11 protein-coding genes are annotated in these 12,700 nt (G+C 53.8%); 6 read left to right on the plus strand and 5 right to left on the minus strand.

All coding sequences use genetic code 11. From position 1 onward, the window contains the following. Positions 1-18 precede the first annotated feature (18 nt). Entirely contained in the window at positions 19-708 is a 690-nt protein-coding gene (trmD, locus tag CIK92_RS03540) for a tRNA (guanosine(37)-N1)-methyltransferase TrmD (protein WP_094388208.1), read from the minus strand. Between the two features lie 122 nt (positions 709-830). On the opposite strand from trmD, the gene CIK92_RS03545 reads away from it, so the two are divergent. Next, positions 831-1,580: a DUF5020 family protein gene (locus CIK92_RS03545; RefSeq protein WP_094388209.1), complete on the plus strand. Its 750-nt coding sequence runs from the start codon at positions 831-833 to the stop codon at positions 1,578-1,580. A gap of 75 nt (positions 1,581-1,655) precedes the next feature. Here the strand turns inward: CIK92_RS03545 and ligA are convergent, their stop codons facing one another. Both ligA and CIK92_RS03555 read right to left on the minus strand, forming a co-directional pair. Further along, a complete protein-coding gene (gene ligA, locus CIK92_RS03550) occupies positions 1,656-3,635 on the minus strand; it encodes an NAD-dependent DNA ligase LigA (protein ID WP_254045991.1) in 1,980 nt (659 codons plus the stop codon). Between the two features lie 9 nt (positions 3,636-3,644). Further along, positions 3,645-4,310 (minus strand): B3/4 domain-containing protein, encoded by a 666-nt coding sequence (locus CIK92_RS03555; protein ID WP_094388190.1) that lies wholly within the window; start codon positions 4,308-4,310, stop codon positions 3,645-3,647. Between the two features lie 522 nt (positions 4,311-4,832). Between CIK92_RS03555 and ald the strand changes: the two genes are divergently transcribed. After that, the gene (gene ald, locus CIK92_RS03560) at positions 4,833-5,942 is read left to right on the plus strand and encodes an alanine dehydrogenase (RefSeq protein WP_094388191.1); all 1,110 of its coding nucleotides are present in this window, start codon (positions 4,833-4,835) and stop codon (positions 5,940-5,942) included. Between the two features lie 3 nt (positions 5,943-5,945). Here the strand turns inward: ald and CIK92_RS03565 are convergent, their stop codons facing one another. Beyond that, positions 5,946-7,109, minus strand: coding sequence for a clostripain-related cysteine peptidase (locus CIK92_RS03565; RefSeq protein ID WP_094388192.1), 1,164 nt, complete (start codon positions 7,107-7,109; stop codon positions 5,946-5,948). Between the two features lie 23 nt (positions 7,110-7,132). Beyond that, entirely contained in the window at positions 7,133-9,844 is a 2,712-nt protein-coding gene (locus CIK92_RS03570) for a valine--tRNA ligase (RefSeq protein WP_094388193.1), read from the minus strand. A gap of 95 nt (positions 9,845-9,939) precedes the next feature. Here CIK92_RS03570 and mazG point away from each other — a divergent pair, with 95 nt between their 5' ends. The 4 genes from mazG (at position 9,940) to CIK92_RS03590 (ending at position 12,698) form a co-directional block, all read left to right on the plus strand. After that, a complete protein-coding gene (mazG, locus tag CIK92_RS03575; protein ID WP_094388194.1) occupies positions 9,940-10,794 on the plus strand; it encodes a nucleoside triphosphate pyrophosphohydrolase in 855 nt (284 codons plus the stop codon). A 10-nt stretch (positions 10,795-10,804) separates the two neighbouring features. Beyond that, on the plus strand, positions 10,805-11,377 hold the full coding sequence (locus CIK92_RS03580; protein WP_094388195.1) for a hypothetical protein: 573 nt from the start codon (positions 10,805-10,807) through the stop codon (positions 11,375-11,377). A 4-nt stretch (positions 11,378-11,381) separates the two neighbouring features. Beyond that, positions 11,382-12,299: a ribonuclease Z gene (locus CIK92_RS03585; RefSeq protein ID WP_094388196.1), complete on the plus strand. Its 918-nt coding sequence runs from the start codon at positions 11,382-11,384 to the stop codon at positions 12,297-12,299. A 90-nt stretch (positions 12,300-12,389) separates the two neighbouring features. After that, the gene (locus CIK92_RS03590; RefSeq protein ID WP_022310298.1) at positions 12,390-12,698 is read left to right on the plus strand and encodes a T9SS type A sorting domain-containing protein; all 309 of its coding nucleotides are present in this window, start codon (positions 12,390-12,392) and stop codon (positions 12,696-12,698) included. The last annotated feature ends 2 nt before the right edge of the window (positions 12,699-12,700 follow it).

The raw sequence follows: 12,700 nt of genomic DNA on the forward strand, positions 1-12,700 counted from the left end.
GTATGGGGGAGAGGGGGGTTATCCCTTCTTCTGCCGTTCCAGCAGGTCGGGGCGCAGACGGCGGGTGCGCTCATAGCTCTGCTCTATCTCCCAGTCCTTGATTTTGGCTTCGTTGCCGCTGAGCAGGATGTCGGGCACACGCCAGCCTTTGTATTCTGCCGGCCGTGTATAGATAGGCGCTGAGAGCATGTCGTCCTGGAAACAGTCCGACAGAGCGCTCTGCTCGTCGCCCACCACGCCCGGCACGATGCGTACCACGGCATCCGAGATGATGGCAGCAGCCAGTTCGCCACCGGTGAGCACGTAGTCGCCCACCGAGATTTCACGGGTGATGAGGTGGTCGCGCACACGCTGGTCTATACCCTTGTAGTGGCCACACAGGATGATGAGGTTCTCTTTGAGCGACAGGTCGTTGGCCACATGCTGGTCAAACTGCTCGCCGTCGGGGGTGGTAAAGATTACCTCGTCATAGTCTCTCTCGGCCTTGAGGGCGCTGATGCAGCGGTCTATGGGCTCTATCTGCATCACCATGCCGGCAAAACCGCCGTAGGGATAGTCGTCCACGCGGCGCCATTTGTCCTTGGTGTAGTCGCGCAGATTGTGCAGATGTATCTCAGCCAGTCCCTTCTTCTGGGCACGTGCCAGGATGGATTCGTGAACAAAGCCCTCGAGCATTTCGGGCAGAACGGTAATGATATCTATTCTCATAGTGTCTATTTCTCTGAATTTCATCTACAAAGTTACGACAATTTTGCCAACCATCTCTTATATTTATGCTCTTTTTCGTACCTTTGCACTATCTTTGGACTATTTTTATAAACATGTATCATATGAAACAGAGATTACTTATGCTTGCAGCCTTCACCGTGGCTGCCGTTTCTGGCTTCGCACAGAATGTCCAGTTGCATTATGATTTGGGTCGCTCGCTTTACAATGACCTTTCCGAGCGTCAGAGTGTAACCACCACTATCGAGTTGTTTAAGCCCGACCGTTGGGGTAGTACCTATTTCTTCACCGACCTCGATTATGAGAGCGACGGAGTGATGGGCGCTTATTGGGAGATTAGCCGCGAGTTCAACCTTTCTGCCAACAAGCAGTGGGCTGCCCATGTAGAGTACGACGGTGGTGTAAGCACCGGCCGTATGGACAACAGTTATTATGGCAATCGTTTCCAGCAGGCGGCTCTCCTTGGTGGTGCGTGGAACTGGCATAGTGCCGACTTCTCCCGCACATTCTCGCTGCAGGCTATGTATAAGTATTATTTCAAGAATGCTCACAAAGACATGCGTGCTTTCAACAGTTTCCAGGCTACAGCAGTTTGGGGCATCACTTTTGCCAAGGGTCTTTGCACCTTCAGCGGTTTTGCCGACCTCTGGTATGACCAGAGCGTGCGGGGTCACTACATTTTCCTGAGCGAACCCCAGTTCTGGGTTAACTTGGACAAGCTCAAGGGATGGGATGATGTCCATCTGAGTCTTGGCAGCGAGGTCGAGCTGTCCAACAACTTCGTGTGGAACAACCAGGGTGAGAACAATAAGTTCTATGCCATCCCCACGGTGGCAGCCAAGTGGACTTTCTAAACTTGGAGACCATATACAGAGAGCGGCTGACGGGTTATATGCCTGTCAGCCGCTCTCTTTTGCTTCATGCAGTGTCTATCCGAAACGCTCGACGAACTCGTCTTCACTGATAATGGGGATGCCCAACTCCTGGGCTTTCTTGTTCTTGCCCGACTGAGAGGTTACATCGTTGTTGATGAGGTAGTGGGTCGAGCGGCTTACGCTACCTGTAACCTTGCCGCCTTGACTCTCGATATAGGCCTTGAGCTCGTTGCGGTTTTTGTAGTGGTGCACATCGCCGGTCACTACGAATGTCATTCCCTCGCAACGGGCGCCGGCGGGCGCGGTGGCCTCTGCCTCGATTTCTATCTCGGCGAGCAGACGGGTCACCATCCTGCTGTGCGTGGGATTGTGGAACCACTCCACTACAGCAGCCGATTTCTCGGGGCCTATGCCGTCGATGTGGGCAAAGTGTTCAGGGTTGTCGGTCTGAGAGGCTTCGGCTACCAACTCTTCGAAGGTGTATGCGGCGAGCAGACGCTTGCACACGTCGGTGCCGCATAGAGGTATGCTCAGAGCGTATAGCAACTGGCGCGCCTTGACCGTGCGTGCTTTCTCTATGCTGCGCAACAGGTTGCTTACAGACTTGCGCCCGAAGCCTTCCATCATCGACAGCTCCAGCGCATGCTCGTCCATGTGGTAGAGGTCGGCATATTCGCTCACCCAACCCAGGTTGATGAACTTGGCGATGGTCTGTTCGCTCAGTCCGTCGATGTTGGCACCAGCCTTGGAGACAAACCGTGCAAACTTGCGCAGCTGTTTGGCGGCGCAGTCGGCATTGGTGCAGTGCAGCGTGCGTGTGCCGCTTGCGCTCTCGGTCACCTCGGTGGGTGCGCCGCATACGGGGCAGGTGGCGGGGATGTCGAGTGTGCCCACGGTCTGTATCACCTCTATCACCTTGGGGATAATCTTGTTGGCCTTGATTACCGATAGGGTAGTGCCGGGACCGCCTATGCCCAGGCGTTCGCACTCGCTGATGTTGCAGAGCGAGGCGCGCTTCACGGTGGTGCCCTCGAGGCTTACGGGAGTGAAGACCGCCACGGGCGAGATGGTCGATGCCGCGCACGACCACTCGATGTGGTCCAGCTGGGTCTGCGCACTCTCGTCCTGCCATTTGAAGGCGTAGCCGGCGCGGGTGGCGTGGTGGCCCGTGACCGAACCGGTAGAGGCGTAGGCTGTGTCGTCATAGACGATTACCAGCCCGTCTACCGGGAAGGGGCATTCTCCGCTGGTGACCTTGTGGGTCCAGCCATCGATGCTGTGGTCTATGTTGTCGAGGGTGGGCGTGGTTATCAGCTCGCGCTCCACGGTGGTGAACCCCAAGCGGTCCAACAGCACCATGCGGTCGCCCCACGAGTCGATTGCCTCGTCGGTATAGACCAGCGTAAAGGCTATCCACTGGATGTGGCGGCGGCTTACCTCGTTGATGTCTTTCAGTGTGAGCGAGCCCGAAGCCAGGTTGCGGGGGTTGGCATACTCTTCGTCGCTCTCCATATTGAATATCTCAAAGTCCTTGTAGGATATTACCGCCTCGCCACGTATCACGAGGTGGCCCTGATGGTCTATGTGCTGGGGGATGCCGCTGATGGCTGGCGCCAGGTGGGTGATGTTGGTGCCGGTATGACCGTTGCCGCGCGTCACGACCTTGCTGAGCAGTCCCTCGTCGTAGGTCACCACGAGGGTGAGGCCGTCGAGTTTCCACGACATCCAGATGGGGCGCTCCTCGGCCCACTTCACCAGGTCGGCAGGACTCTTGGTCTTGGCGAGCGACAGGGCGGCAAACTCATGGTCTTCCTTCTTGCCGGCGATGTTGTCTTCTGACACCTTGGCAGTGGGCGAGCCGTCGAGCGTGATGCCCGTGAGCGTTTCCATAGCCTTGAGCCGGTCGAAGAGAGCATCCCATTCGTAGTCGGTCATCAGCTCTTCCCTGCCATTATAGTAGGCTGCAGACGCCGCATTGAGCTGTTCTATCCACTGGCGCATCTGTGCCACGCGGCTGTCATTATTCTGTTCCATAGTCTTACCTTATTTATATATATAGTAGCTTCCATCGGTACCGTCGCAGTAGTCGCGCGCCAGCTGGAGGATGTACTCGGCATTGGCGCGCACGTCGGCCTCGCAACCGTCATACCCGTTGATGAGCACCACGAGGTGGGTGGTGTTGTCGTCTATCTTGGTGCGCTCGTGGTCGGAGGTGGGAGTGCCCACGCCCCCCACGGCGTCGCGATAGACGGGTAGACCCTCGATGTTGATGGTGCCGCGGCCAATGCCCTCGTAAGGTTCGCCGGCACGGCCCACACCCAGGGTGAGCGTGTCGCCCTCAAACTTGTCGGCGTCGAAACCGCCAATGCTGTAGCCATAGCGTATGCTCGCCAGATTGACAAGGTCTACCAGCGTATTGATTTGGTAGAGCTGCTTGCCTTGGAGGATGCGGCGGATGAGGGCTTCGGCAGCAGGACGGTAGCGCGACGGGTCTTTGCCGCAGGCACGGTAGACCTGACGGGTGGCTGCGATGCCCGAAATGTCTTTGAGCGTCTCGGTCGTCAGGGTCTGTCTGAACTCCTGGCCCAGTCGGTCTATCTCGCCCCAGAGTCCTGCTGAGTATGGGCTGTTGTGTACGTATATCTCTACATGTGCTCCCACAAACTCGGGGCACACGCTTTCTATCTTGTCAGATACTATTATGCGCATGGTGATACTGTTGGTTACTATGTTGCGAAATTACGAAAAAAATAAGACATAGATGTAATTTGTCGGCAAAAACTTGGCGACATCCCTATGAAGCGGCGCTATCATGGCAGTTGTTGCCAAAGCGCAGGAGCATGAAACGATGTGGAGGACAGTGCCCCACGAAATCATCGGAATATCCCGATTTCTGCCCGAGATGCAGTGGAAACTGATTGCGAACTGCGAAACGGTAAAATCGAAGTGTGATATGTAGAAATCATGGTTGGAAATCCAGAAATCTAACCACGCAATTATTTTTAAGTTCATCAGCATGGTTTTCATTCCGCCGACTATCGGTCAGAAGATGCCCCCACGGGAGACCACGTGGGTGAAAAAGGTGGCGTGAATGGCGGCCGATGCAGGCTCGATGTGCTTACAAATCGTAAGTGAAAGGATAAAGTTTGAAAAAAAACGAAGAAAAATGTTTGGAGAATGTGATTATTTATTATATTTGCAGCAATTAATCAATTAAAAACCAATATAATCATGAAAATCGGTATTCCAAAAGAAATCAAGAACAACGAGAACCGAGTGGGTATGACCCCCGATGGCGTGGCCGAACTGGTAAAACACGGGCACGAAGTGTTTGTACAACATACAGCCGGCGATGGCAGTGGCTTTGCCGATGCGGCGTACGAGAAGGTGGGTGCCAAGATACTGCCCACCATCGAAGCGGTGTATGATGTGGCTGAAATGATTATAAAAGTCAAAGAGCCCATCAAGCCCGAATATCCTCTGCTGAAGCATGGACAGTTGGTATTCACCTATTTCCACCTGGCTTGCGATTTGGAATTGACCGAGGCCATGGTCAAGAGCGGTGCGGTGTGTCTGGCCTACGAGACGGTGCAGACAGCAGACAAAAGGTTGCCTCTGCTGGTTCCGATGAGCGAGGTGGCAGGCCGCATGGCGTCAATCAACGGTGCCTACTATCTGCAGAAGACCAAGGGCGGAAAGGGCAAGCTGATGAGTGGTGTGCCCGGCGTGAAGCCCGCCAAGGTGCTGGTACTCGGCGGCGGCATCGTGGGTGAAGCGGCTGCGCGCATGGCTGCCGGAATGGGGGCAGAGGTGTATATCACAGACATCAGTCTGCCTCGTCTGCGCCAGTTGGACGCCGAACTGCCTGCCAATGTGCATACGCTATACTCGACCGAGCACAATATACGCAAGGAGTTGAAGGATGTGGATATCGTAGTAGGTTCGGTACTGGTGCCGGGCGACAAGGCTCCGCACCTCATCACCCGCGACATGCTGAAGGAGATGGAACCCGGAACGGTGCTGGTGGATGTGGCTATAGATCAGGGCGGCTGCTTTGAGACTTCGCATCCCACAACACACAGCGACCCCGTATACGAGGTGGATGGCATCGTACACTATGCCGTGGCAAATATTCCCGGCGCAGTGCCCAACACGTCGACTGCCGCTCTGACCAATGCCACGCTGAAGTATGCCTTGGCTCTGGCAGACAAGGGCTGGAAGAAAGCATGTCGTGAAGACGCGGCTCTGTATAAAGGCCTGAATGTGGTAGAGGGCAAGATAACCTTCAAGGCTGTGGCCGATGTATGGGGTATGCCTTATGAACCGGCTCAGGTAGGTTAACTCCTAATGGGTGGCTTGCCACCAAGCAGTCATAGATTTCCGGCCCGCTACGTAACTGTTGGTAGTAGGGTCGGAAATTGTTATTCCGCAGAACGTGGTGACGGGGATGGTGCTTATGCCGCCATTGAACCCGCTCAGGTCGGTATACACGGCATTGGTGTGGGTGTGGTAGGGCACAAGTCGCTTGACCAGATAGTCAAACTGGCTGCGGTCATTGGCATCGCAGAGGTCATCGATGTAGCTCTTCATGTCAAAGAAAATGGTCTGTGCCATACCGTCGAGTTTCTGCAGACGGTCGACATGGGTGGCATCAAAGGTGTAACGGCCGTTGATGTCTTTCATCCACGCAGCCATAGCGTCCATCTGTCGGCAGTCTATCACCGAGAGCGTGCCGTAGGGATAGGTGTGCTGGGTGTAATAGGTATGAAACTCGTTGACAATGGACTGATAATCGGGGCTGGTGGCAGCCAGGTGGCGCCAGATGCGGTAGTAAGGCAGTCCGTCGGCCATAATCTCTGAGGTGGAGGCGATGATATGGTCGGTGGCGTCCTTTAGGTCGTATGCCACTTCGACTCCCGCCATGTAGCAGTCGTCGAAGGCGATGAACTGAAGGGGCATGGCTGCTCTCTTGATGCCTTCGGCAAGGTCGGAGAGCTCGGTCTGAAACTTGGCGTCGATTCCGCCAAACGAGCGGCTACGGTAATAGTCCTTGACACCGCTTGGAATCCATCCGTTGCCATGGCATCCGATGACCATGGCATATCGGGGAGCCGGGGCGGCGGTCTTGACATCGCCTAAGAGTGCAGCTATGCCCGAGGCACTGGTGTAGTCGTAGGCATTGTAACGCTTGAGCGTGTCGCGGACGCACTGGTTGCCCTGATACCTGATTTCTACCAATGCAGAGTAGGTAGGCGACTGCGAGATGAAAGTGAGCAGGCGCGTATTGCCCATCCCGCCCTGTTGGCGGATGGCCCTTTCTATATTCTCAATGTTGTTGATAAAGTACGAATATAGATTGCGCTGGTAGGGAGGTTGGCCAGTAGACGACCAAGGGAGATAAAGAAAAAGCGTTTTCTGGGTCTCTGGCGGTGTCGGAGCATTGTCGTCGCTACAAGCGGTAAACAACAGGGTCACGAAACACACACACAAACCGAGGAAACGCTTCATAATGATTAAGTATTTAATGAGTTCTATTTCTTTCTGAGCTCAGCAATCGACTCCTGGAGTGCTGCAATCTTCTCGAGCGAGTCGCTCTCCTTCTTGCGCTCCATGGCTACGACAGCCTCGGGGGCATTGGCGACGAACTTCTCGTTGGCGAGCTTCTTGCGGATACCCATGAGGAAGCCTTCGAGGTGCTTTAGCTGTGCCTCGGCCTTGGCTATCTCGGCCTCGACGTCGATGAGGTCGCCCAGAGGTACGGCAAACTCGTGAGTGCCCACCATAAAGGCGCTGGCACTGGCATCCTTGTCGCTCACTACATCGATGCTGCTGAGGTTGGCCATCTTGGTGATGACGGCGTTGTAGGCAGCGAAGGCGTTGGTGCCGATGGCCTGCAGAGCCAACTGCTCCTTGGGCGCAATGTTCTTCTGGTTGCGCACCATGCGCACACCGCTTACTATCTGCTTCACCTCCTCAATCTGCGAGATGAGGGTAAGTTCGGCCTCGGTGGGAGCGGCAACCTTCAGTGCGTCGCGCATGATGCTCTCGCCATCCTTGCGGTCGTAGATGTGCTGCCACAGCTCCTCGGTGATAAACGGCATGAAGGGGTGCAGCATCTTGAGCAGTGTCTCGAAGAAGCGCAGTGTCTTGTCGTAAGTGGCGCGGTCGATGGGCTGGGCTTCGCCATTGATGTAGGCGGGCTTGACCATCTCGAGGTACCAGCTGGAGAACTCATCCCAGAACAGGCGGTAGACAGCCATCAATGCCTCGGAGATGCGGTACTTGCGGAAGAGGTCGTCGACCTCCTCGTTGGTCTGCTTGAGCTTGGCGTCGAACCACTCGGTGGCTATGCGGCTTGCCTCGGGCTGCTCGCCGTCGGCAACGGTCCATCCCTGAACCAGACGGAAGGCATTCCAAATCTTGTTGTTGAAGTTGCGGCCCTGCTCGCACAGGCTCTCATCGAAGAGGATGTCGTTGCCGGCGGGGGCGGAGAGCATCATGCCCATGCGCACGCCATCGGCGCCGAACTTCTCGATAAGTTCGATGGGGTCGGGAGAGTTGCCGAGACTCTTGGACATCTTTCGGCCCAGCTTGTCGCGTACGATACCGGTGAAGTAGACGTTCTTGAACGGTATCTTGCCGGTGTACTCCTCGCCAGCCATAATCATGCGGGCTACCCAGAAGAAGATAATGTCTGGTCCGGTAACCAGGTCGCTGGTGGGGTAGTAATAATTGAGCTCCTCGTTGCCTGGGTTGTTGATGCCATCAAAGAGGGAGATGGGCCACAACCATGAAGAGAACCATGTATCGAGTGCATCTTCGTCCTGTTTGAGGTCATCAGCGGTCAGAGCGGCATTGCCGGTCTTTGCCTGAGCCATCTTCAGCGCCTCGTCGGCGGTCTCGGCTACCACGAAGTCTTCTTCGCCGTCGCCATAGAAGTAGGCGGGTATGCGGTGACCCCACCACAACTGGCGCGAAATGCACCAATCCTGGATGTTGTCGAGCCAGTTCTTGTATGTAGTCTTGTATTTGGCGGGGTAGAAGTTCATCTCGCCGTCCATAACGGGAGGCAGGGCGATGTCAGCGAAATGCTGCATGCGAAGGAACCACTGTAAGGAGAGGCGTGGCTCTATCGCCGTGTCGGGGTTTCGCTCTGAATAGCCCACCTTATTATTATAGTCTTCGATGCGTTCCATAAGTCCGGCGGCCTGAAGGTCCTTTGCAATCTGGCGACGACAGTCGAAGCGGTCCATGCCGACATACAGCGGAGACGCCTCGGAAATGGTGGCGTCGGCATTGAAGATGTCGATAGTCTCGAGATGGTGTGTCTTGCCCAGCATATTGTCGTTGGTGTCGTGTGCAGGGGTAACCTTCAGACATCCTGTACCAAACTCTATGTCTACATAGCGGTCCTCGATGACGGGGATGACACGTCCCACGAGTGGTACGATAACCTTCTTGCCTTTAAGCCATTGGTTCTTGGGGTCTTTGGGGTTGATACACATCGCGGTGTCGCCCATGATGGTCTCAGGGCGCGTGGTGGCTACCACTGCATAGTAACCCTTCTCGTCCTTATGGATGACATTGCCTTCGGCTGCTTGGTCAATATCCGAGCAATCACAGTCAGGAGCAATGTAATATTTAAGATTATAGAGTTTGGACTGCTCATCCTTGTAGATAACCTCCTCATTGCTGAGTGCAGTCTGGGCCTTGGGGTCCCAGTTTACCATGCGCAGTCCGCGGTAGATAAGTCCCTTGTTGTAGAGGTCAACAAAAACTTTGATGACGCTTTGAGAGCGCTTCTCATCCATGGTGAATGCGGTGCGGTCCCAATCGCATGATGCACCCAAACGGCGTAGCTGCTTGAGGATAATGCCACCATGTTCGTTGGTCCAGTCCCAAGCATGCTTCAGAAATTCATCGCGGGTGAGGTCATGCTTCTTAATACCTTGTTCAGCAAGTCTCTTCACCACCTTGGCTTCGGTCGCTATCGAGGCGTGGTCGGTTCCGGGTACCCAACAAGCATTCTTACCTTCCATGCGGGCGCGTCGCACCAGAATATCCTGGATGGTGTTGTTAAGCATGTGACCCATGTGTAACACGCCAGTTACATTGGGAGGTGGGATGACAATGGTGTATGGTTCTCTTCCGTCTGGCTTGCTGCTGAAGAGTTTGTTGTCAAGCCAGTACTTGTACCATTTCGACTCCACTTCACGTGGGTCGTACTTACTTGCTAATTCCATATTTTTCGGATTAATAATATCATGTTAAAAAAATCATTGCAAAGTTACAAGAATTTATTGAAATTTACTTACTTTTGCATAGAAAAAATATAACAATGAATACGAGAGAAGCTAAAATAGAAGCCTTTGGCCACCTGCTTGATGTCCAGGAGCGCCTTCGCAAAGAGTGTCCCTGGGACCGCAAACAGACGTTTCAGAGTCTGCGTCCCAATACCATTGAAGAAACCTTCGAGCTTGCTGACGCATTGATGAACAATGATATGCATAATGTGAAAAAGGAGCTTGGTGATGTCATGGAGCATGTGCTGTTCTATGCCATTCTTGGAGATGAATCCGGCGAATTTGACATCGCTGATGTCTGCAACCAAGAGGCTCGCAAGCTGATGTTCCGTCATCCATTTATAGATTGGACGGGATGGCGGGATGATCCGAAGGCGGACTCGGGCGACATGCCGCACAACAGCGAGGAGGTGGAGCAGACTTGGGAACAAATCAAACAAAAGGAAAAGGACGGCAACAAGACCGTGCTTTCCGGTGTGCCAGCCTCGCTGCCTTCGCTCATCAAAGCCTACCGCATCCAGGACAAGGCCCGCAATGTGGGCTTTGACTGGCAGAAACGTGAAGATGTTTGGGATAAGGTGCGGGAAGAACTCAACGAGCTTGAGGTTGAACTCGCCAAGGACGACGCTATCAACTCTGAAAAGGAACTTGGTGATTTCCTCTTCAGCGTCATCAATGCCGCTCGCCTCTATCATCTCAATCCCGACAACGCGCTCGAGCAGACCAACCAGAAGTTCATCCGCCGCTTTGGCTATGTGGAACAGAAAGCCAAAGAGGCTGGAAAAGAGCTTAAAGATATGACTCTCGGGGAGATGGATGACCTCTGGAATGAAGCTAAGTGTCAGGAACGCAAGAATGATAACCAATACAATGAGAATGATAACCAATAAAAGATATACAATGAAGAAGGTATGTTTTATCTTGACCATTGGAGTCGTAATGATGATGATGGGATGCGGAGGACAGAAGAACGCGGACAATAATGCCGACGCTGATAGCGTGGAGGTTATGGAGACGCCGGATTCTACGGTCTATGGAGTGTGCGGAAGTGGAACGTCGATGCATTCTCTTGAATTGGTGACCGACGAGGGCGACACCATAACCTATATGTTGGATGCCAACGATGCGGAGATGACCGTCAAAGGCGGAATGTTGGTCGGCGACCGCATGGCAGTTGTCGGCTTCAAGAATAGTGATGGAGAGATGCAAGCCTCGCAGGCCATCAACATCACCACGTTGCTCGGCAGATGGACCAGCATTGACAAGAACTTTGAAATACAGGAAGGTGGAACAGTGGCATCTGCGGTCAAAGCCGAAAGCAACCCTTGGACGGCGTGGAAGATATGCAATTGCAAACTCATTCTCAATCGTGACACCTTCGGCATTGAGGGTCTGGGAGCCGACAGCCTATATCTCGAGAATCATCAGGGCATCTACGCCTTCAAGCGCCAACCTGTGAATAGTAACGATTAACGTTTTGGAATCATTCAAGGTACATATACTCGGGTGTGGCAGTGCGCTGCCCACGCTGCGCCACAATGCATCGGCGCAGGTGGTAGAGCTGCGCGACAAGATGTTCATGATAGACTGCGGAGAGGGCACCCAGATACAGCTCCGTCGTTCGCGCGTGAGTTTCTCGCGCATTGGCCACGTTTTTATTTCCCATCTGCATGGCGACCATTGCTTCGGGCTTATCGGGATGATATCCACATTCGGCATGTTGGGGCGTACAGCACCGCTGCATGTCCATGCTCCGGCGGAGTTGCAACCCATCCTGGAGGTGGAGATGCAAGCTTACTGTCAGGGACTTGAATACAAGGTCGAGTTCCATGCGATTGATACTGCGGCGACTACCGTTATCTATGAAGACCGTAGCCTCACGGTGACTACCATTCCCCTTGAGCATCGTATGCCTTGTTGCGGTTTCCTTTTTCGTGAGAAACCGACACTCCCGCACATACGTCGGGACATGATAGACTTCTATCATATCCCCGTATGTCATATCGCCAACATCAAGAACGGCGCAGACTGGACGACCGAGGATGGCTCTGTAGTCCCCAATTCGCGCCTTACTTTCCCTGCAGACCCACCTCGCAGCTATGCTTACTGTAGTGACACGCGCTATATGCCCAAGTTGCATAAGCTCGTGGAAGGCGCTACCGTGCTTTATCATGAGAGTACCTACGACAAAGCCTGCGCCGACCGCGCCAAGCTCTACTACCACAGCACATCGGAGCAAGCCGCAAAGGTAGCGCGGGCCGCCGGAGTCGGCAAGTTGGTCTTGGGACATTTCAGTGCCCGCTATGAGAACGAGCAGACTATCCTCGACGAGGCCGTTGCCATCTTCCCCAACACCGTCTTGGCCAATGAAGGCATGGTGATAGATGTTAAATAGTTTTAATGACGCTCATTTTGTTCGTGCAAATGATGGATAGTGTGCGATAAATTACCTATTTTTGCATTGAAATACAATATTGAAAGGCTTATGATAAAAAATATACTCGTATCAGTTTTTGCTTTGTTCGTCGCCTTTGCCATGCCGTCGTCGGCGATGGCCAATCCAGGCATAGAGATTGTGGAGACCGATTTCCAGCAGATTTCTATATCCTACGCCAACTCCATCCTGCGTGTTACCGGTGCTGAGGGAGAGGTCCTTCAAATCTACAACGTGGCTGGAGTAAGAGTGATGAACGTCAAAGTGGAAGGTGAAGACAAGCGCTTTGAGCTCAGCTTGCCCAAGGGTTGCTATATAGTAAAGGTGGGCAAGTGTGTTCGCAAAATCTCTGTCAAGTAGTC

The organism is Prevotella sp. P4-67 (genome assembly GCF_002251325.1).
In the GTDB taxonomy this organism is placed as follows: Bacteria; Bacteroidota; Bacteroidia; order Bacteroidales; family Bacteroidaceae; genus Prevotella.